Genomic DNA, 21,696 nt, shown 5'->3' with positions numbered 1-21,696 from the left:
CGAGGAGACAACATGACAGGCACGGTGCTCGTCATCGGAGGCGGGCCGGCCGGCTCGACCAGCGCGGCCCTGCTCGCCAGGGCCGGGCACCGCGTCACGCTCCTGGAGCGTGACCGGTTCCCGCGCTACCACATCGGCGAATCCATCGCCCCGTCCTGCCGCGCCATCATGGAGTACTCCGGGGTGGCCGAGAAGGTCGCGGCGCGCGGCTACACCGTGAAGCGGGGCGTGCTGCTGCGCTGGGGCGCGGAGAAGGACTGGGCGGTCGACTGGCGCGACATGTTCGGCGAGGACATCCGCTCCTGGCAGGTGGACCGCGCCGACTTCGACCAGGTCCTGCTCGACCACGCCGCCGACCAGGGCGTCGAGGTGGTGCAGGAGGCGTCCGCCAAACAGATCCACTTCGACGGCGAGCGCGCGGTCGCGGCCGACTGGGAGCACCAGGGGCGCGCGCGGCGTGCGGAGTTCGACCACGTGGTGGACGCGTCGGGGCGCGCCGGACTGCTCGCGGCCCGGCAGTTCAAGAACCGCGAGCGCCACGACATCTTCCGCAACGTCGCCGTCTGGGGCTACTACCGGGGCGCGAAACTGCTGCCGGACACCCCCTCGGGCGGCATCGACGTGATCTCCTCGCCGCAGGGCTGGTACTGGGTGATCCCGCTGAAGGACGACGAGTACAGCGTCGGATTCGTCACCCACCAGACCCAGTTCCAGCAGCGGCGCCCGAAGTTCGCCTCGTTGGAGGAGATGTTCCACGCGCTGGTCGCCGAGTCGTCGACGGTGCGCGAGCTGGTGGCGGGCGGGACCTTCGAGGGGCAGGTCCGGGTCGAGCAGGACTTCAGTTACGTCGCCGACCGGTTCTGCGGCCCCGGCTACTTCATGGCGGGCGACGCGGCCTGCTTCCTCGACCCTCTGCTGTCCACCGGCGTCCATCTCGCCATGTACAGCGGCATGCTGTCGGCGGCCTCCATCAACGCGATCGAGCACGGTGACGTGAGCGAACAGGAAGCGCTCGGCTTCTACGAGACGCTGTACCGCGACTCCTACGCGCGGATGCTCGCCCTGGTCTCCGGGATGTACCGCAAGTACCAGGGCCGCAAGCACTACTTCTGGCTGGCCCAGAACCTGCTGCGCGAGGGCGCGGCGGAGGAGCCGGACAGCGCGTTCGGCGCGATCGTGGCCGGGCTCACCGATCTGGAGGACGCCACCACGACGGGCGGTGTGGCCCCCGCGCTCGGGCTGATCGAGGCGGCGGGTCTTGCCAGGGGCCGCGTCGCCGAAGGGCGGCGGCCATCGGGCGTGACGACCGCGCCGATGAAGTTCGACCCGAACGACCTGTACGACCCCGCGTCCGGGCTCCATCTGATGACGGAGGGCCGGCTCGGGATCCGCCGCGGCTGACCCGGCGCCGCGGCGCAACCCGGAAGCCGTGCGCCGGAACCCGTGGGCCGGGACCCGTGCCGCCGGGGCCCGGCCGTGGCCGCGCACGGCGGCACATCAACTCACGTCATGACAGGGGGACATCATGCCTGTGCGTACCACCTATGGGGTCGGTGATCCGTGCTGGATCGACCGGATCTCGGCCCGGCCCGACGCGGCGGAGGCGTTCTACGCGGCCGTGTTCGGCTGGACGTACGCCGAGGAGGGCGGCTACCGCACGGCCCGGCTGGCCGGGGACCTGGTGGCGGGGTTCGGCTCGGCGCCCGGGCCGCTGGAGGCGTGGACGGTGTACCTGGCCGCGAAGGACCTGGACGCCACCGCGGCGCGTGTCGTGGAGCTCGGCGGGCGCTTGGTCCTCGGGCCGCTGGACGCCGGGCCCAACGGCAGGCTGCTGCTGGCCACCGACCCGGCGGGCACGCTGGTGGGCTGCTGGCAGGGGGCCAGGGCCGACGGTGTGGTCCTCGCCGACGAGCCGGGCGCGGCGTGCGGTTACGAGCTGCGGGTGCCCGATCCCTCGGCGGTGGCCGGTTTCTACCGTGGGCTGGGTGCGGACCCGGGGGCCGGGGGCGGCCCCGGCGGCTCGCTGCGGATCGTCGAGGACCGCTCGGCGCCGCCGCACTGGCTGGTGTACTTCGGCGTGGACTCGCTGCTCGGCGCGGTCGGCGCGGCGCTGGCGGCCGGGGCCCGGGTGGCGGGGCCCGCCGCCGGGGACTCGGTGCTGCTGCGTGACGCGAACGGCGCCCGGTTCGGCCTCACCGCCGCCGCGTCGCGTCCGGACCGGCCGGATACGTACGCCGGGCCGCCCGCGAACATACGCATCCCAGCCAAAAACTGAAGTATGTTCGACAGCATTCCCTGCGTGATTGACTGATCTCGCATTCGAATTCGAGGTCATTCTCCAGGGGGGCAGAATATTGGAACGTCCTCGCCTTAAAGCGCACTTCAGCGCGGAAATCGTGAACGGTGACCGGGTATTTCTCGTCGCCGACGATCAGCATTACATGCTCAAAGGCCGGGGCCCGGTGGCGGTACTGCCCCATCTCGACGGCCGCAGGACGGTCGGCGAGATCGTCCAGGCCCTGCACGGCGAGCTCTCGATACCGGCGACCCTGACCGCGCTGCGGCACTACGAGGCCGCGGGCCACCTCGCCGAGGGCCGGCCCGAACTCCCCGATGCCGCGCTCGCGTTCTGGGACGCGCAGGGCATCGACCCCTTCACCGTGCTGGAAGCGGGCGCCCGGGGGGTGAGCCTGACCGTGCTCGGCGGCGCGGACCCGGCGCCGGTCACCGAGGCGCTGGACTCGTGCGGGGTACGGGTCGTCGAGGAAGGGGAGGGCGGCCTCCAGATCGTTCTCGTCGAGGACTATCTGGACCCGGAGCTCGCGCGGATCAACGGCGAACGTCTCGCCGACGGCCGGCCCTGGCTGCTGGCGAGACCCGCCGGCGTGACGGCCTGGCTCGGCCCCCTCATACGGCCGGGGCAGACCGGCTGCTGGTCCTGCCTGGCCCAGCGGGTTTCGGAGAACCGCCAGGTCGAGCGCTATCTGTCCGGCAAGCGCGGGGACACGGTCCCGCGCAGCACCACCATCGCCGCGCTCCCCGGCGGCCACCGGGCACTGGCCGGCCTGCTCGCCACCGAGACCGCCCGCTTCCTGGCCACCGGCGCCTCCGCCGCCCTGACGGGACGCATGGTCACGCTCGACCTGGCCGCGCTCGCCACCGCCGACCACACCCTGGTGCGCCGCCCGCAGTGCCCCTCCTGCGGGGACGCGGCGCTCACCGAGCAGCGCAGCCCCAAGATCGTCCTGACTCCGGGGGCCGCCCGGCACACCACCGACGGCGGTTACCGCACGCTGCCCCCGCAGCTGACCCACGAGCGGCTGAAGCACCATGTGAGTCCGCATCTGGGCGCGATCACCAAACTCGGGGCGCACGACGACATCGGAAACGGAATCACCTACGCCTTCACGGCCGGCCACAACTTCGCCATGGTCAACGACAACATGGATCTGCTGCGCCGCAATATGCGCGGGCAGAGCGGAGGAAAAGGAAGGTCGGAGATACAGGCGAAAGTCAGCGCGCTCTGCGAGGCCATCGAGCGTTATTCGGCGGTGTGGCGCGGCGGCGAGCCGGTGCAGCGGGCGGCGTATGCGGACCTCGATCCCTCGGTCGCTCTGCACATGGATCAGCTGCTGCTTTTCTCGCCCGCCCAGTTCGCCGGGCGCGACGCCTGGAACGCGGATCCCGAACACCGCATCCACCTTGTGCCGGAACGTTTCTGCACCGAGCTGCCCCTCGACTGGTCCACCGCCTGGTCCCTGACGCACGACACCGAGCGTCTGGTGCCGACCGGCTACGCCTACTACGGGCACCCCGATCTGGCCCAGCACTTCTACTGCGTGGGCGACTCCAACGGCGGGGCCAGCGGCAACACCCTCGAAGAGGCGGTCCTCCAGGGCTTCTGCGAGGTGGTCGAGCGCGACGCGGTCGCCGTGTGGTGGTACAACCGGCTGCGCAGGCCCGCCTTCGACCTGGACTCGCTCGAAGACCCCTACATCGACGCGCTGCGCCGCTTCTACGCGGGCATGGGCCGCGATCTGTGGGTCCTGGACATCACGTCCGACCTCGGCATCCCGACGTTCGCCGCGCTCTCGCACCGCCGCCACGCCGTCGAGGACATCATGGTCGGCTTCGGCGCCCACCCCGATCCGGCGATCGCCGCGATGCGCGCGCTGACCGAGGTCAACCAGTTCCTGCCGTTCGTGGAGCGACGGGACGCCGACGGCAACACCGAGTACCGCACCGACGACGTCGAGACCCTGAAGTGGTGCCGCACGGCCAAGCTCGCCGACGAGCCCTGGCTGCTGCCCGACCCGGCGCGGCCCGCCACCACCCTCGCCGACCACCAGGGCTTCGCAGGACATGACCTCGCCGGGCACATCCGCGAGTGCGTGGCCCGCGCGGACCGGGCGGGCATCGAGGTGATCGTGCTCGACCAGACCCAGCCCGACCTCGACCTGAACGTGGTCAAGGTGATCGCGCCCGGGATGCGCCACTTCTGGCGGCGGCTCGGCCCCGGACGCCTCTACGACGTACCCGTACGACTCGGCCTGCTGGACGAGCCGACGCGCGAGGAGCAGGTGAATCCATGGAACGTGTTCTTCTGACCGCCCCGGCGCCGGCCCCCGCCGCGCCCGCCCCGCCACCTGCCGCGGACTCTGCCACCACCCTGGTGCGGCTGCGTCGCGACGCGCTCGTCGCCACACCCGACGACGACACGGTACGGATCACCGGACCCCAGTCGTCCCTGACGCTGCGTCAACTGCCGTTGGGCGTACGGTCGGCGCTCGTCTCCCTGTCCTGCGAACAGCACAGCCTGGACGCCCTCGGGGTGCGGGTCGTCGCCGCCGACGGCATGCGGGCGCTGCTGCGGCTCCAGCTCGCCGTCCGGCGCCTGGACGACGAAGGCCTGCTCGAACACGCCGTGTTCGTAGGCGAGTCGGAGCTGGCACGGCTGGTCCCGGTCGGCCGGGGGCGGACGGTGCTCGGCGCCGAACCCGCCCAGGACCTGCCCGTCAAACTGTCCCGCTTCGCCCTGGCCCAGGCGCGCGAGGGACGGCTCACCCTCTCCCAGCCGGGCAGCCACCTCGGCGTCGAACTCGCCCCCGAAGCGGCCGTGCTGCTCGGCGCACTCGCCGACTGGACGACGCCGCGCGAGGCCGGGCAGCGGCTCGCGCGGCCGGGAGCCGGCGCGGCGCTGCGGCTCCTTGACGCCGCCGGTCTGCTGGCCCCCGGCACACCGGAAAAGGACCTGGAGGTCACGGCGCTGCCGGGCGCCCAGTGGTCACCGGCCGAGCTGTGGCTGCACGCGCGCAGCCGCAACCCCCGTACCGTCGCCGGATACGGCGGCACCTACCCGGGCCGCGACCGGTTCGCGCCCCCGCCCGCCGTACCGCCCGCGCGCGGCACCCGGCGCATCGCGCTCCCCGTCCCCGACCTGGCGGCCCTCGCCCGCACGGACCCCTCGCTGACCGAGGTGCTGGAGCGCAGGCGCTCGGTCCGCGAGCACGACGGCTCCGCGCCGCTCACGGACGTACAGCTCGGTGAACTGCTCTACCGCACGGTCCGCTGCCGGCAGACGTTCGCCGGGCACGACGGTCAGGAGCTGGCCGACCGGCCCTATCCCAGCGGCGGCGCGGTGCACGAGCTGGAGATCTATCCGCTCATCAGCGCCTGCTGTGGCATCGAGCCCGGCCTGTGGCACTACCGCACCGACCGGCACGAGCTCGAACGGGTCGCGGAGCCCGGCCCGGCCACCGCGGCGCTCGTCCGGGGCGCCCGCGAATCCGCCCTGATGGAGGCCGACCCCCAGGTCGTCCTGCTGGTGTCGGCGCGGTTCGGCCGGGTGATGTGGAAGTACGAGACGGTCGCCTACCCCCTGCTGCTCAAGCACGTCGGGGTGCTCTACCAGACCATGTATCTGGTCGGCGCCGCCATGGGGCTCGCGGTGTGCGGGCTCGGCGGCGGCGACGCGGCGGACTTCGCGGCGGCCACCGGACTCGACCCGCTGGCCGAGGGCGGCGTCGGCGAACTCGTCGTCGGCAGCCGGCCCGAGCGGCTGAGCCACCCCTTCAAGGTGCCGGAGCTCCTGGCCCCGGCCCCCGCCGCCCGCCCGTCCGGCGCACCGCGCCCCGGAGCCTCTTCCGCCGAGGACAGACCATGAACTTCCGGTTCAAGGCCCTGCAACGGATGCGGGAGCCCGACGAGTTGGACTCCCCCACCCTGCTGGCCGCCCCGCGCGGCTGGATCGCCGTCTTCGTCGTCATGATCATCATGGCCGGGGCGTCGCTCTGGGCGTTCCGCGGCAGCCTGCCCATCAGCGTCTCCGCGCCGGGCCTGCTGACCCGGCCGCTGGGCAGCGCCCAGGTGCAGAGCCCGGTGCCCGGCACCGTACGGCAGCTGCTCGTACGCCCCACGGACAGCGTCGCGGCCAACCAGCCGATCGCCCGCGTCGAATCCCTCGACGGCACGTCCGCGCAGATCACCAGCCCCTTCGCCGGACATGTCGTGGGGCTCGGAGTGAACGAGGGGCAGGTGATCCCCACCGGTCAGACCCTGGCCACCGTGGAGCGCACCGACGCCCCCGACGACCGGATGGTGGCCATGGTCTTCGTGCCCGCCGCCCGCGCGGTCGGGCTCACCCCCGGACGCCCCGTCGACCTGTCGGTGTCGACCGCGCCGGCCAGCTCCTTCGGGCTGCTGCGCGGCCGGATCACCTCGGTGAGCCCCTACCCGCTGACCTCCGGCGAACTGACCGGGCTCGTCGGCGGCGACCTCGCCGCGAAGACCTACGCGTCGGCCAGCGCGCCCCGCCTGGTGATCGTGGACCTGGTCCGCGACACCGCCACCCGGTCGGGCTACGCCTGGTCGACCACGAACGGGCCGCCGAACGCGCTGGGCACCCAGGTCTCCGTCCAGGCGACGATCAACCTGGGCAGCCAGACACCGTTCAGCCTGATTCTCGGACGCTGAGGTGCCCCGATGACACAGACAGTCGACACCCCGCGTCCCGCACCCGACACCGGCGCACCGCCCGCCGCGCTCACCCCCGGCAGGCGCTCGGTGCGCTGGCGCCACAAGGTGCCCACCGTCATCCAGATGGAGTCGGTGGAGTGCGGGGCCGCGAGCCTCGCCATGATCCTCGGCCACCACGGCCGGTTCGTGCCCCTGGAGGAGCTGCGCGGCCTGTGCGGGGTCTCCCGCGACGGCGCGAAGGCCTCCACGGTGCTCGCCGCGGCCCGCGCCCACGGGCTGATCGCCAAGGGGTACCAGGCCGAGGCCGAGACCCTGAAGGACCTTTCGGCGCCGGTCATCATCTTCTGGGCCTTCCAGCACTTCATGGTGGTGGAAGGCGTACGGACCCGCCTCGGCAGGACCGTCGTGGCCGTCAACGACCCGGCCGCAGGGCCCCGGTTGATGGACTGGGAGGAGTTCGACTCCGGGTTCACCGGGATCGTCCTGTCCTTCGAGAAGGGGCCCGACTTCCGCCCCGGCGGCAAGGAGGCGAAGGTCGGCGCGGCGCTCCTGCAACGCCGGCTGCCGTCCGGCCGGGCGCTCCCCCTGGTCCTGCTGGCCAGCACGCTGCTCGTGCTGCCGGGCATCGCGGCGCCCGCCTTCAGCCGGGTCTTCATCGACCGGGTGCTCGCCGGCGGCCAGCAGAGCTATCTGCTGCCCCTGGTCATCGCCATGACGGCGACCGCACTCGGCATCCTGATCCTCACCTCCGTACAGCGGCACTACCTGCTGCGCCTGGAGATACGGCTCGGGCTCTCCAGCTCGGCCCGGTTCTTCCGGCACCTGCTGCGGCTGCCCGTCGACTTCTTCCTGCAACGCAGGCCCGCCGAGGTCGCCAAGCGCGTCTCCGGCAACGACGTGGTCGCCGAAATCCTCTCCCGCGACCTCGCGCTTTCCGTGATCAACCTCGTCCTCGTCATCTTCTACGCAGCCGTCCTCATCCGGTACGACGTGCTGCTCGGCGTGATCGGGATCGGCATGGCGCTGCTCAACATCGCCGTGCTGCGCTGGGTGTCGCGGGCCCGCACCGACGCGGTGGTCGCGCTGCGCGCCGACCGGGGCAATCTGACCGCGACCACGTTCACCACACTCAGCCTGATCGAGACGGTCAAGGCGACGGGCTCCGAGCCGGACGCGTTCACCCGCTGGGCGGGCTTCCTCGCCAAGGTGATCACCGCCAAGCAGCGCCTCGGGCCGCCGACCGCCGTACTGACCGTGGTGCCCGCGATGCTCGCGGCCCTCAACAGCGGGCTCATCCTGCTCGTCGGCGGCGAACGGGTGGTGGACGGCGTGATCAGCGTCGGCATCCTGGTCTCCTTCCAGACCCTGCTCGCCGCGCTCAGCCGTCCCGTCACCCAACTCACCAATCTGGGCAGCCGACTTCAGGAAGTCACCGCCGACATCAAGCGGCTGTACGACGTGGAGCGCTACCCGGTGGCCACCGTGTTCGAGCTGCCCGACGACGGGGAGGTCAGCAGGCTCGACGGGTATCTGGAGTTCAAGGACGTGCGGTTCGGCTACAACCCGCTGGCCGAGCCCGTCATCAAGGACCTCAGCCTCAGCCTGGTCCCCGGGCGGCGGGTGGCGGTCGTGGGGAGCTCGGGCAGCGGGAAGTCCACGCTCGGCCGTCTGGTCACCGGGCTCCACCAGCCCTGGTCCGGGCAGATCCTGCTCGACGGGCGACCGCGCGAGGAGGTCTCGCGCAGCCGGCTCGCCTCATCGCTGGCCTACGTCGACCAGGACATCGCCCTGTTCGAGGGCACGGTCAGGGACAACCTGACGCTGTGGAACACCGACATCCCCGACGACGACGTGATCGCGGCCCTGCACGACGCCGCGCTCTTCGACACCGTCGCGGCCCGGCCCGGCGGCATCAACAGCCTCGTCGCCGAGGACGGCCGCAACTACAGCGGCGGCCAGCGCCAGCGCCTCGAACTGGCCCGCGCGCTCGCCCTGCAACCCACCCTTTTGATCCTGGACGAGGCCACCAGCGCACTCGACCCGGAGACCGAACGGCTGATCATGGACAACCTGCGCCGCCGCGGCTGCGCCTGCCTGACCATCGCGCACCGCCTCTCCACGGTCCGCGACGCCGACGAGATCATCGTGCTCGACAACGGCAGCATCGCCGAACGGGGCACCCACGAGGAGCTGTTGGCCGTCGCCGGCCAGTACGCGGCCCTCATCGAGTCCAGCCGCCGGACGGAGGACGCCGCATGAGGGGCACGTCCCGGGCCGGCCGCCGCCCCCAGGAGGCAGCATGACCATCGCCCCGCCGCCGGCCGGCCCCGCGCTCATGCCGTTCCTCACCCAGGAGGCCACCCCCGTCGAGCTCACCGCCGACCGCTTCCTGCGGTTCGACGACATCCGCCGGGTGCTGGTGGTGGAATCCGGCGCCGTCGACCTGTTCGCGGTCGAGATGCGCGACGGCGTACCGCAGGGCCGCTGGACCTTCCTCAACCGGGTCGAGCACGGCACCATCCTGATCGGCACGCCCTACGGCCCGCACCACCGCATCGTGGGCCGCCCGGTGCTCGGCTCCCGCCTCTCGCACCTGCCGTTCTCGCACGTCGAGTCGCTGTCGGGACCGGCCGGGCAGGCACTGCCCGAAGCCGAGTTCCGCGCCACCGTCGAGCAGTTCGTGACCGGCGTCGAACAGGGCATCGTGGCGCTCGCCGAAGCACTGCGCAAAGTGCTGCCGCCCCGCGAGTTCGTGCCGATGGCGACCGAAGGCGCCACCGAGGCCGCCGACGGCGAGGCCATCCGGTCGGTCGACGGGGTGCGCTGGGTCCTCATCGAGGAGGGCCATGTGGAGATGGTGGAGGGAGTGGCCGGGCAGATCGGGCCCGGCACCGACATCTGCGTCACCGAACGCGACTGGCTGATCGCCCACGGCGCCACCCGGCTCCGCTCCCGCTCCGTGCAGGAGCTGCTGTCCAACGGGGAGCTGTGGGGCCGCTGGGTGACCCACGCGGCCCGGCTGCTCTATGTGATCGACCGCAGGGTGGAGCGCCGCCGACTCGCCGAACGCGAGGCGCTGGGCCGCCGACGGGACCGGGACCGGGCCACCATGGCGACGGCCGCGCGGGGCTTCGAGTCCGTCATCCGGGACACCGAGGCCCGTATCAAACTGGTCGAAGTGGCCGCCGACCCCGACACGTTGGCCGCCGCCCGGCTCGTCGCATCGCACCAGGGGTTCACCGTCAGGGCGCCCGTCGCGGGCAGCGGCCACGGCCGGGACACCACCGAGCTCCAGGCCATCGCGCTCGCCTCGGGCGTGCGCACCCGCACGGTCCGCCTCGACGGGACCTGGTGGAAACAGGACCTCGGCCCGATGATCGGCTTCCGCAAGATCGGCAACGTGCCGGTGGCGCTGCTCCCGATCGGCCGGGGGTACGTCGTCGCCGAAGGCGGCCGGGTCACCCCGCTGACCCGGGAGCTCGCCGACGAACTCACCAACCAGGGCACCGTGCTGTACCGGCCGCTGCCGGCGACGGTGAAGTCGATCGGCGGCCTGCTGCGCTTCGGCTTCCGCAACAACCGCCGTGACCTGTGGACCTTCGCCGTGATGGGCGTCGCCGTCTCCGTGATCGGCCTGCTCGTGCCGATCATGACGGGCGCGGTGCTCGGCACCTTCGTCGCCGAGGCCCGGCGCGACCTGATCGTCCAGGGCGCCTGCGTGGTCATCGGCTCCGCCCTGGTGGTGGCGGCCCTGTCGATCCTCCAGAACATCGCGGTGCTGCGGATCGAAAGCCGCTCCACGGCGGCGATGCAGGTCGGCATGTGGACACGGCTGCTCTCGCTGCCCGCCTCCTTCTTCTCCCGCTACTCCACGGGCGAGCTCGGCACCACCGTCCTCGGCATCAGCACCGCCCAGGAAATGCTGTCCGGGATGACGACCACGGCGGCCCTCGGGCTGCTCACGGGCCTCGCCAATCTGGGCCTGGTGTACTTCTACAGCGTGTGGCTGGCGCTGCTCGCGACCGGCCTGGTGCTGGCCGGCGGGGCGTTCGCGCTGGTCGCCGGATACTTCGAGGTCCGCTGGCAGCGCCGCCTCTACAGCCACGAACAGCGCATGTCCTCCCGGGTCTTCCAACTGCTCACCGCCATACCGAAGTTGCGGGTCACCGCCGCCGAGGAGCGGGTGTTCGGGGTGTGGGCCGACCAGTTCAGCAAGGGCCGCGCCCAGGCCGCGTCGGCGCGCCGGGTGCAGAACATGGTCACCACCTTCAACGCGGCCTACCCGGTGCTGTGTTCGGCGATCCTGTTCGCGGTGGTCGGCGGCCCGCTCGGCGGCACGGTGCCGATCGCGGCCTTCCTCTCCTTCTTCGCCGCGTTCAACCTGCTGCTCGCCGCCTCCCTCCAGTTCACCGCCGCCGCCATCATCGCGATGGGCGTGGTGCCCATGCTGGAGGAGCTGCGGCCGATCCTGGAGGCGGAGCCCGAGGTCAACGACGTACAGGCCGATCCGGGCGATCTGTCGGGCCGGGTCGCGCTGTCCCATGTGGCGTTCCGCTACAAGGAGGACGGCCCGCTGGTCCTTGACGACGTCAACCTGGCGGTGGAACCCGGCGAGTTCGTCGCTCTGGTCGGGCCGTCCGGCAGCGGCAAATCGACGGTGCTCAGGCTGCTGCTCGGATTCGAGCAGCCGAGCGCCGGGTCCGTCCTGTACGACGGGCAGAACCTCGCGGAGCTGGACGTCTCGGCGGTGCGCCGCCAGTGCGGGGTGGTCCTCCAGCACGGGGCGCTGCTCGCGGGCAGCATCAAGACCAACATCGTCGGCAGCAGCAGCTACACCGTCGAGGACGCCTGGGCGGCCGCCGAGATGGCCGGCATCTCCGCCGACATCGAAGCGATGCCGATGGGCATGAACACCGTGCTCTCCGAGGGCACGAGCACCCTGTCCGGCGGACAGCGGCAGCGGCTGATGATCGCCCGCGCGCTGGTGGCCAGGCCCCGCATCGTCTTCTTCGACGAGGCGACCAGCGCGCTCGACAACCCGACCCAGAAGATGGTCGCCGAATCCACCCGCCGGCTCAACGCCAGCCGGGTCGTCATCGCCCACCGCCTCTCCACCGTCGCGGACGCCGACAAGATCGTCGTCATGGACGGCGGGCGGGTGGTCCAGCAGGGCCGGTACGAGGAACTGCTCGCCGACTCCGGCGGCCTGTTCGCCCGGCTCGCCCAGCGCCAGATGTCCTGAGCACCCCGTCCCTGTCTCTGCTCTGAACGCCCCGCCCCCGTCTGAACACCCCGTCCCTGTCTCTGCCCTGAAGGCCCCGCCTCTGTCCTGAACACCCCGTCTCCCTGCCCTGAGCACCCCGTCCCTGTCTCTGCCCTGAACGCCGCGCCCCTGCCCTGAACACCCCGTCCCTGCCTGAACACGCCGCCCCTGTCTGAACACCCCTGTTTTTCCCATTGGTTGACCGGAAGGAGATCCCGTGGAGTTCGCGCTGCTCATCTTCGGCGAGGAGAAGAGCTGGGACCGGATGTCCGAGCAGGAGCGCACGGAGCGGTTCACCGCCAACCGCGCCTTCGGCCGCGCCCTGGCCGAGGCCGGGGTGAGCGTGCGCTACGGCGCCCGGCTCGCCCGCCCCGACGTGCTCGCCGGAGAACCCCGGGCCGGAGACGGCGCCCTGGAGCTCGGCGGCCTGTGGCTGATCGAGGTGGCCACCGAGGAGGAGGCCCTGGAGTGGGGCGCGAAGGTGCCGGCCGGCCCGGGCAACCGGGTCGAGGTGCGCCGCTGCGACCGGCCGGGGCCGAGCGCCCGATAGCCGGCGGGCGCGGCCACGCGCCCGGCATCCCGGCAGGCGCCCCCGCCCGGGGCGCCACCCATTGTCCTACGCGGAACGCGAGTCGAAGGGAACGCACCATGGCTGAACGCCCTGCGCACTACTTCCTGTCCTGCTACCTCACCCCGCCGGGGCCCGGCGCCGTCTTCTCGGTCAGGCACGACCAGAACGTGGCCCTGTGGCGGCGCCGGGGGGCGTCCGTCGAGCTCGTACGGCTGTGGGAACTGGAGCGCGTCAGCGGCCAGAAACACCACTTCTGGCCGCTGTACACGGCGGCGCGCGCCGAGACGTTCCTCAGCGCGCTGCTCGCCGAGGAAGGCCTCACGCTCGCCGACATCGCCGTCTGCTGGGGCACCCCCGGGCTACCGGCCGCGCAACCCGTGCCGATCCCGCCGGGCGCCGGGGACTTCCCGGTGCACAGCCTCGCGCACCTGTTCAGCGGGCTGATGATGGACACCGCGCTGTTCAAGCGGGAGAAGATCGTCGCGATGGCGATCGACGCGCTGCCCGACTACGTCCAGGACGGCGGCCCGACCCGCTACTGGTACGCGGGCGCCGTCGCCGACCGCGGCTCCCTCACCTTCGCCCCCGTCGAGTCCCCGGCGCCGCTTTACACCGCCGCCGAGACGCTGTTCGGCCAGGAGCCCGGCACCCTGATGGCGCTCGCCTCGGCCAGCACCACCGAGATCGCCTTCGACGCCGAGTCGGCGGTCGCCCGGATCGCCCTGTACGGCGGCCAGGTGCAGCCGTGGAAGGAGGCGTTCGCCCTGGTGCGGTCCGTGGTCGAGGCGGCCGATGCGCAGCTCGACTCGGTACGGCTCGACCCGGCGTTCTCACGCGAGGAGAACCTGCGCAGCGCCGCCATGAAGGTGGTGCAGCGCTGCTCCGAACTGGTCGCCGTGCGCAATGTGGAGCACCTGCTGGAGCTGGGCGGGCTGCGCGCCGAGGACTGCTACCTTTCCACGAGCGGTGGCTACGCCCTCAACTGCCCCACCAACACGCTCCTGATGGACCACTTCGGCTTCCGGGGCCTGCTCACGCCGCCGTGCGCCAACGACTCCGGCCAGGGCATCGGACTCGGCCTGCTCGGCCTCCACGGCACCGGCGTCCTCGACGAGGCCGATGTGCGGGTGGAGTCCGCGTACCTGGGGCGCGAGGTGGGCGGCGTCGAGGAGGCGCTGGAGGAGTTCGCGCCCTGGATCGGCTCGGTCGAGCCGTTCGACGCGGACCGGTTCGTGGCCGACGTGTCCGGGTCGGTACTCGCCTGGGTGGACGGCCGCGCCGAGATCGGTCCGCGCGCGCTTGGCCACCGCAGCCTCATCGGCGACCCCCGCTCCACCGAGGTCAAGGACCTGCTCAACGGGTACAAGCAGCGCCAGTGGTGGCGTCCGGTGGCCCCGGTGGTGCTCGCCGAGCACGTCGGGGAGTGGTTCTCCAGCGACCGCGACTCGCCGTACATGCTGGAGGCCGTCCAGGTACGCGACGAGGTGCGCGAGCAGGTCCCGGCGATCCTGCACCTGGACGGGTCGGCCCGCCACCAAGTCGTCCACAAGGAGACCAACCCGCGCCTGCACCAGGCCCTTTCGGCCTTCCGGGACGCGACCGGCGTGCCGATCCTGTGCAACACCTCGCTCAACGACCGCGGCGAGGCCATCGTGGACACCGCGGCCGAAGCCCTCAACTTCTGTGTACGCAAGGGCATCGGGATCCTCTACCTGTGCGGCCGCCGCATCGAGCTGCGGGCCGGCGACGAGCGGGCGGCGGAGCTGATGCCGGCCGGGCCGCGCCCGCGCGCCGTGGAGTTCTTCACCGGCCAGGAGGAGGACCGGGACGCGATCTGGCAGGACTGGCTCGACCAGGGGTACACGGTGCCCGGCATGTTCCTGCTGGCCCGCTCCCCCGAACTGCGCGCCGAGGGGGCGCTCGCCACACCGGAACGCGTCAATCTGCTCGCCGGATACCGGGCCACCGTCGACCCGTCGTTCACGGGCCTCGCCGAAAACTTCCGGCGCACGCACGGCCCCGGCGCCTCGTTCACCGACCCCTCGACACTGACCGGCGCCTTCGGTGTCATCAACACGCTGCGAAAAGGCGGAAGTTCCGCATAATTGACCTCATTGACCTCGCGGTGCACACCGCGGGGGCGACGTCACGGGCCCGGCGTCGTGACCGACGTTGTGACCGGCGTTGTGACCGGTGTCGTGACCGGTGTCGTGACCGGTGTCGTGACTGGCGTCGCGATGTCATCGCAATGTCATCGCAATGTCATCGCGACCGACGTCACGGCCGGCCTGACGGCTGACAGCTGACGACGGCTGACATCTGACGGCTGACAGTTGACGACGGCTGACGGCTGACAGTTGACGACGGCTGACGGCTGACAGTTGACGACGGCTGACGGCTGACGGCTGACGGCACGATCGGGACCAGGTCGCGGTCGGGATTACGGTCCGGTCGGGGTCGCGGTCTCGGTCGGGATCACGGTCTCGGTCGGGGTCACGGTCTCGGTCGGGGTCACGGTCTCGGTCCCGGCCGACGTCGCGCGGATGCGGCTCCGACCGACGGAGTCCTCAGAGGGGGGCGAAGTGGCAGCAGTCGACGGGGGAGCGAAAGGCGGACCGCGCAGACCGGCGGGGCTGCTGCACCGGGACGAGGAACTGGCCCAGCTGGACCGGACCATGGAAGAGCTCGCCGAGGGCCGCTCATCGGTGGTGGCGATCCACGGCCCGCGCGGCATCGGGAAGACCGCGCTGCTGCGGGCCGCGCTCGCCCGGGTACCGCGGCAGGCCGTCGTGCTGCGGGCCCGCTGTCACGAGAGCGAGCGGAACTTCCCGTACGGCGTGGTGCGCCAGCTCTTCGACCGGCTGCTCAGCCGGCCCGGGCGCACCGGCACCGCAGGACTCGAACTGCGCCCAGGCGCCCACGCCGGGGCCGGCGGCGCGGAGGTGCACGAGCAGCTTCAGGACCTCTTCCAGGCGGCCCGCTCGCTGTCCGACGGCAAACCGGTGGTCATCGCCGTCGACGACCTGACCTTCGCCGACCAGGAATCGCTCGCCTGGCTCTCGTACATCGTGCGCAGGCTGGACGGGCTGCCGCTGGCCCTGGTCTACACCGCCGCGCCGGACGCGCACGACGCGCAGGCCGCCGAGTCCGACGCGCTGGCCCACACCCGGCTGCTGCGGCCGGGGCCGCTCTGCGAGAGCTGCGCCGCGCAGTGGATGGCGCAGGCCTTCGGGGCGCCGCTGGACACCGAACTGGCCGCCGCCTGCCACACCCTGTCGCTCGGCAACCCGCTGGTCCTGGGGGAGCTCACCGACCGGCTGCTCGCGGCAGGCGTATCGGCCGGCTCCCCCGACCAGGCGGCCGTCCTGGAGATCGGCGCGGCCACGCTGTCGGACACCACGGTGGAGTGGCTGAGCCGGCGCCATCCGGCCGCCGTGGAACTGCTCGCCAACCTGGCCGTACTGGGCCCGGGCGCCGACATCACGACGGCCGCCGCCCTCGCCGACCAGGGCGAGTTCGAGACCGCGCTGGCCGGGGAGGAACTGCGCCGCAGCGGGCTCATCGACCCGGGGCCGCCGCAGCGCTTCCGGCACGAACTGGTCCGCACCGCGATCCTGTCCCGCATCGAGCCCAAGACCCGGCTCGACCTGCACGCCCGCGCCGCCGCCCTCCTGCTGCGGCTCGGCGCTCCGGCCGCGCAGACCGCCGAGCACCTGATGTCGGTGGGCGCGACCGGCCAGGCCTGGGCGCTGCCCATCCTGCGCACCGCGGCCCGCGAGGCCGCCGCGGGCTCCGACTGGGCCAACGCCGCGCGTTATCTGCGCCGGGCGCTCGCCGAGTCCGCCGATCCCGAGGTGGTGCTCGCGGTCACGAGCCAGCTCGGCGCGGTCGAGCTGCACCGGGACGTGGCCGCGTGCGCGCGGTACGCCGCGACTGTCGCCGCCTCCATCCGCCCGCCCGCCGAACGGGCCAGGGCACTGCTGCCGTTCGCGGGGCCCGTCCTCACCATGGACTCGTCGATGGCCGCCCACTCCTTCGTGGAGGCCGCAACGGCGCTGGAGGCCGGCCACACCGGTGAGGTGCCGCTCGCTCTGCGTCTGCCCCTGGCCACCCAGGCCCTGCTGGCCGGCCATCGGGGCACCGCCCACCGCACCCTGGCCGCGCTGCGCCGCTCACCGGACGACCAGGTCGCGGCGCCCGCCTTCCTCGGCGCGCTCGCCGCGCTCACGGCGGCCGGCGGGCGCTTCCCGCGCCGGGCCCAGCGGCTCGCCGAGCGGTGCGCGAACGCGGCCGCGCTCATCGGAGTGGACACCGGCGCACCGGGCGCCGCCCTCGCCCTGGCCTGGACCGGCCGGGCGCCGGACGCCGCGGCCCTCGCCGACCGGACGGTGCTCACCGCGCGCGGCGCCGCGCGCCCCGGGGAACTCGCGCTCGCCCTGGTCGTACGCGCCGACATCGCGCTGCGCCTGGACCGTACGGCCGCCGCTCTCGGCGACGCCAGGGAGGCGCTGCGGCTCGCCGAGTCCGTACGGGCCGCCGGTCTCGCCGCGGCGGCTGCCGCCTGCACGGCCCGTGCGCTGGTGGCACGTGAGCAGTACGAAGCGGCGGCGACCGTGCTGTCAAGGACCCCGCTCCCGGCCGGGGCGCACCCGCTGATCCGGGCCCTGTTCCTCCAGGCACGTGGCCTGGTGGCGGCGGGCCGGGGCGCCCATGGGGAGGCGTTGCAGCTGTTCCTGGAGTGCGGCCACGCGCTGGCCGCACGCGGGATCGCCAATCCGGAGTGCGTACGGTGGCGTGCCGACGCCGGGCGCGCCTATGAGGCCCTTGGCGAACCGGAAGCCGCCCTGGCGATCGCGGCCCCCGCCCTGCCGAGCACACGTCTGACGCCGCGGGGGGCGGGTGCGGGGACGGGTATGGGTGTGGGTGTCGCCGGTTCCGAGGGGGGCGCGGGTGGTGCGGGTGGTGCGGGTTGGGGTGTGGCCCGTTCTGGGGTGGGTGCGGGCGTGGCTGCGGCGGCTTCCGGCGTGGGGAGCGGGGAGGGTGCCCGTCCCGACAACCCGGCCCCGGCCGACGGGCCCGGCATCCCGAGCGACACCAGACGCCGGGTCGGCCTGACCGCCAGCGAGCGGCGGGTGACCGACCTGGTGCTCACCGGCCTCAGCAATCTGGAAGTGGCCGAGCGGCTGTTCCTCAGCAAGCGAACGGTCGACACCCACCTGGGCCGGATATACCGCAAACTGGAAATCCGGGGCCGAGTCGAACTGGCCGACGCGTTGAGGGAGTTGGGCGACATACCGGAGCCGGGACGGACTGGCTGACGCGTTGGGGGGTGGCTGACACCGGCCCTGCCAGGGGCGCGGGGAACTGCGCGAGCAACCACCCACGACCCGCACCCGAAGGCGGGGCTCCCGGGGGCCCCGGCCCCGTTCGCGCCTGAACGGCGCTCGTCCTCAAACGCCGGACGGGCTGAGGTTGCCTCGGATGGCCGCCCTGCCTAGCGGCAGACGCCCCAGGGGCGCGGGAACTGCGCGGGAAGCGACCACGGCCCGCAGTCGAAAGGGGGTGAGGGGCGCGGGGAACTGCGCGCGCAACCACCCACGACCCGCACCCGAAGGCGGGGCTCCGCCCCCGGCCCCGTTCGCGCCTGAACGGCGCTCGTCCTCAAACGCCGGACGGGCTGAGGCGGCCTCGGATGGCCGCCCTGCCTAGCGGCAGACGCCCCAGGGGCGCGGGGAACTGCGCGAGCAACCACCCACGACCCGCACCGCGAACACCACCCCCACCGGGGCCCCGCCCCAAACCCCGGCCACGCCCGAAACCCACCCGTCCTCAAACGACGGACAGCCTGAGGCGATCGACGATGGCCCACACCAGCCCCGCCAGGGGCGCGGGGGGCGCGGGGGCGCGGGAAACCGCGAATGATGGCCCGCACCATCCCTGCGGGGGGGGGCACGGGGAACGCGAATGATGGCCCGCACCAGCCCTGCGGGAGGGCGCGGGGAACCGCAAATAATGGCCCGCACAGGTCCCTAGGGCCGGCCCTGGGTCTGGTTCGGTCAGACCCGGAGGGAGTCCGCGGCCTGCGGGTAGAGACCGCCCGCCGCCCCCGACGCGGCCACCTGGTCGTCGATCAGCCAGGCGGCCTCCTCGGCGCCCCCCGAGCCCGGCATGTCGACGCGGAACGAGGCGAGCCCCGCCGTCTCGGCGGCGGCCTCCGGCGGCCAGACTGCCGGGCCGCCGCGAGCCGGTGCCACCCGGGCCGTCTCACCCGCGGCCCGGCACAACTGCACCAGGACCGGCGGGCCGAGCCTGGCCTGCACCGGCACCACCGCACCCAGGCGTTCGGGCCGCACTTGGAGCACCCCGTCGCTGATGGCCGATGGCCGGTGGCGCCAGGTCCCCTCGGGAAGCGCGTCCGTGTTCACCGCCGCCGCCGAAGCACCGTAGAACTCCAACGGCACCAGGTACGGCAGAACGTGCCCGACCGCCCTGTCCACCACCAGGAGTTGGCCCGAGACGAACTGCCACGACCGCTGGGCCAGCGCGACGGCCACCTCGGCGCGCGGTGCGTGCGGACTGCCGAGCAGCGCGACGCTGACCGGGCCCTTCGCCAGCACCACAGCGGGTGCGATCCAGAACCGCCGGGCCAGCGCGGCGAACGGCGGCACCGGGGGCGGAACATTGGTCCAGGCGCGGAAGGTGCGGCGCAGCAACGGCGTACCGTCGGCGTCACGCACCGCGAACTGGGCCGAGCCGTCCGGGCGTTCGGCCCCGAGGTCGACGTGGAGCCGGTCGGCCCCACGTGGCTCGGGGATCAGGTGCGGGGCGAAGCGGAAGCGCAGCGCGGCGAGTCCGGCGGCGGCCGTGACCGTGATCCCGATGCCGAAGAACTCGGCGCACAGCGATTCCCCACCGGTCGGTTTCATGCCGGTCTCCTGTCCGATTGCGCTTCCTTCCGGCATCCCCGCCGCACGCCCGGCGCCGCCCGGCCGCGGGGGCGGGGCGGTATTCGGGGCCGCGGCTCCCGGCGGCACGGCCGGGGCGGGGTTCAGGGCCGTGGCCACAGCAGGCGCACGATCGACTCGGCGGGGTACGGATCGACGCCGTCCCCCGCGCCCTTGGAGTCCTCCGGGTCGGCCGGCTCCACTATGTGCAGGTCGACCCGGCCACCGGCGGGCAGCCGTACGGTCCGGGCGGCGCCCGAGGTGCCCGGGCGGCCGAGGAGCACGATGCGGCCCGGCCGTCCGGTGGCCCGCATGGACTGGGCGACCGCCCAGGTCAGCCGGAGCGACGTGGGCAGCGCCGGCCAGGGCGCGTCCGGATCGGTGGGTAACGCGGCGAGTTCGGCCGCGTCGACGGGCGAGAGGTCGACCAGCGCGTCCAGCGGCCCCACGTCGGTGGCCAGGTCCACGAGGAGCCGTGCGATGTCCTCGATGTCGCCCGGCCTGCTGTGGAACGGCAGAGCGAGCACCCCGGATGCCGTGAGGTCGCGGCACAGGTAGGCGGCGCTCACTGGTTCGGGTGCGCAGACCGCCACCGTCGCGCCCAGGTTGCCCAGGCTCGCCGTAACGTCCCGCGCGGTCCGGGTCGCCTCACTGGCGACCAGGACCGAAGGGGAGATGGAGAAGGCGTGAGGCACGGGCGTTTCCCTCGGGGTAGGCAAAGGAGTCGGTCGCGGCCGGCCGCAGTCATCCGCAGCGCGGTCAGCCGCAGTCGGCCGCGGTCAGCCGCGGTCGGCCGGGTACTGGCGTGGTCAGTCGCGTACTTGGGTGGTCAGTCGCGTACTTGGGTGGGCTTGCCGTCCCAGCGGAAGTCCACGTCGACGACGGTGGTCCGGCCGGCCGAGCCGTCGGTCCCGGCGTCGACGACGCGTCTCGCCGTGGTGTCACGGGATGCGGGGCCCTGAGTGTGGCGGCCGCCGCCCATGATCGACGACGCGCCGAGCACCAGTCCCAGCAGCAGGACGGCTGTCGTACAGGCGATGGCGGTGAGCTGGGTCGCGGCGCGGTGTGCGGTGGACCTGGTACGCATGTGAATCCCCCTGATTCCTCGCGGGTGCCATGGCGACCGCCGGCCCCCTGCCGGTGCTCCGCCTCGGATTTCGTCGCGCCCGCCCTGGCCGAAAGCCGATGTGCGGCGTCTGGCGACACCCATAGAAAACACCGGAGCGCAGGGTTCGGGATCGGCTTGCGCGAGCCAGGAAGCTGCCCGGCATGAAGCTGCCGAACGGGCCCGGGGACGGGCCTGGGGCGGGGCCGGGGGCGGGACCGAACGGGACCGATTGGGGCCGGGCGGGTCCCGGAGGGCCGGTACGGGGTCCCGGAGAGTCCCGGGAGGGGCCCGAAAAAGCCCCGCCGATGAATCGCGAGGGGGAGAGAGAGACCCCGGGCGGGTGGCGGAAAGCGTGCGGAACAGTCGCGAAAAGTTCCGGGAAGGGCCGAGGAAGACCGCAGAAGGTTCCCGGAACGGCCGCGGAAGGCCGCACAAGCGGGGTGCGAGGCTCCCGGCAGGACCACGAAATTTGTCCGTACGAAGCTCCCAGCGGGTTACCGGAGGGTTCCCGGAGGGGGCCTGCGATGCCTCCGGAAAGGCCATCCTGACTGGGAAGCCCGCACCAACTCACGGTGCAAACAACAGATTTCGTACTAGCATTGCCCGACTTCGACCACGAGGCCGGTCTCGGCCACGGGGTAGATCTCGACCCCGAGGGGCGACCTCGACCACGGGGTCGATTTCGGCCTCGGGGACGGTCTCGACCACGGGGTCGGTTACGGTCGTCGATCCTGCGGCCGGCCGGATCGGGGCGTGCCGCGGACGGCGGGGCGCGACGGTCCCGCACACGCTCGGGTGGGTGGTGCCGCGGACCGGCGGGACCAGGGGGTGGGTC

14 protein-coding genes are annotated in these 21,696 nt (G+C 72.8%); 11 read left to right on the top strand and 3 right to left on the bottom strand.

The features are described from left to right. Nucleotides 1–12: 12 nt before the first annotated feature. The 11 genes from ACGFW5_RS21125 (at nucleotide 13) to ACGFW5_RS21075 (ending at nucleotide 18,127) form a co-directional block, all read left to right on the top strand. Nucleotides 13–1,401 carry an NAD(P)/FAD-dependent oxidoreductase gene (locus ACGFW5_RS21125; RefSeq protein ID WP_393835797.1) on the top strand — a complete coding sequence of 463 codons (1,389 nt, stop codon included), beginning with the start codon at nucleotides 13–15 and terminating at the stop codon, nucleotides 1,399–1,401. 124 nt (nucleotides 1,402–1,525) lie between these two features. After that, nucleotides 1,526–2,275, top strand: coding sequence for a VOC family protein (locus ACGFW5_RS21120; RefSeq protein WP_393835796.1), 750 nt, complete (start codon nucleotides 1,526–1,528; stop codon nucleotides 2,273–2,275). A 121-nt stretch (nucleotides 2,276–2,396) separates the two neighbouring features. Further along, nucleotides 2,397–4,607 carry a TOMM precursor leader peptide-binding protein gene (locus ACGFW5_RS21115; protein WP_393835795.1) on the top strand — a complete coding sequence of 737 codons (2,211 nt, stop codon included), beginning with the start codon at nucleotides 2,397–2,399 and terminating at the stop codon, nucleotides 4,605–4,607. After that, nucleotides 4,589–6,163, top strand: a complete 1,575-nt coding sequence (locus ACGFW5_RS21110) for a SagB family peptide dehydrogenase (protein ID WP_393835794.1) — start codon at nucleotides 4,589–4,591, stop codon at nucleotides 6,161–6,163. Before ACGFW5_RS21115 ends, ACGFW5_RS21110 begins: the two co-directional genes overlap by 19 nt. Continuing rightward, nucleotides 6,160–6,972 carry an HlyD family efflux transporter periplasmic adaptor subunit gene (locus ACGFW5_RS21105; RefSeq protein WP_393835793.1) on the top strand — a complete coding sequence of 271 codons (813 nt, stop codon included), beginning with the start codon at nucleotides 6,160–6,162 and terminating at the stop codon, nucleotides 6,970–6,972. Before ACGFW5_RS21110 ends, ACGFW5_RS21105 begins: the two co-directional genes overlap by 4 nt. A gap of 9 nt (nucleotides 6,973–6,981) precedes the next feature. Then, nucleotides 6,982–9,234: an NHLP family bacteriocin export ABC transporter peptidase/permease/ATPase subunit gene (locus tag ACGFW5_RS21100; protein ID WP_393835792.1), complete on the top strand. Its 2,253-nt coding sequence runs from the start codon at nucleotides 6,982–6,984 to the stop codon at nucleotides 9,232–9,234. A gap of 40 nt (nucleotides 9,235–9,274) precedes the next feature. Further along, nucleotides 9,275–12,217: an NHLP bacteriocin export ABC transporter permease/ATPase subunit gene (locus ACGFW5_RS21095; RefSeq protein WP_393835791.1), complete on the top strand. Its 2,943-nt coding sequence runs from the start codon at nucleotides 9,275–9,277 to the stop codon at nucleotides 12,215–12,217. Between the two features lie 238 nt (nucleotides 12,218–12,455). Further along, nucleotides 12,456–12,788, top strand: coding sequence for a YciI family protein (locus ACGFW5_RS21090; protein WP_393835790.1), 333 nt, complete (start codon nucleotides 12,456–12,458; stop codon nucleotides 12,786–12,788). Between the two features lie 98 nt (nucleotides 12,789–12,886). Further along, on the top strand, nucleotides 12,887–14,914 hold the full coding sequence (locus tag ACGFW5_RS21085; protein WP_393835789.1) for a carbamoyltransferase C-terminal domain-containing protein: 2,028 nt from the start codon (nucleotides 12,887–12,889) through the stop codon (nucleotides 14,912–14,914). A 57-nt stretch (nucleotides 14,915–14,971) separates the two neighbouring features. After that, nucleotides 14,972–15,115 (top strand): hypothetical protein, encoded by a 144-nt coding sequence (locus ACGFW5_RS21080; protein ID WP_393835788.1) that lies wholly within the window; start codon nucleotides 14,972–14,974, stop codon nucleotides 15,113–15,115. 276 nt (nucleotides 15,116–15,391) lie between these two features. Further along, entirely contained in the window at nucleotides 15,392–18,127 is a 2,736-nt protein-coding gene (locus tag ACGFW5_RS21075) for an ATP-binding protein (protein ID WP_393835787.1), read from the top strand. Nucleotides 18,128–18,865: 738 nt separating this feature from the next. On the opposite strand, the gene ACGFW5_RS21070 is transcribed toward ACGFW5_RS21075, so the two are convergent. The 3 genes from ACGFW5_RS21070 to ACGFW5_RS21060 all read right to left on the bottom strand — a co-directional run bounded on the left by ACGFW5_RS21070 (nucleotide 18,866) and on the right by ACGFW5_RS21060 (nucleotide 20,840). After that, a complete protein-coding gene (locus tag ACGFW5_RS21070) occupies nucleotides 18,866–19,735 on the bottom strand; it encodes a hypothetical protein (protein ID WP_393835786.1) in 870 nt (289 codons plus the stop codon). 122 nt (nucleotides 19,736–19,857) lie between these two features. Continuing rightward, a complete protein-coding gene (locus tag ACGFW5_RS21065) occupies nucleotides 19,858–20,448 on the bottom strand; it encodes a hypothetical protein (protein WP_393835785.1) in 591 nt (196 codons plus the stop codon). A 134-nt stretch (nucleotides 20,449–20,582) separates the two neighbouring features. After that, on the bottom strand, nucleotides 20,583–20,840 hold the full coding sequence (locus ACGFW5_RS21060) for a hypothetical protein (protein ID WP_393835784.1): 258 nt from the start codon (nucleotides 20,838–20,840) through the stop codon (nucleotides 20,583–20,585). Nucleotides 20,841–21,696 lie beyond the last annotated feature (856 nt).

This window comes from Streptomyces sp. NPDC048416, from assembly GCF_043200435.1.
In the GTDB taxonomy this organism is placed as follows: Bacteria; Actinomycetota; Actinomycetes; order Streptomycetales; family Streptomycetaceae; genus Streptomyces.
This window is presented reverse-complemented; position numbering and strand designations above follow the sequence as displayed.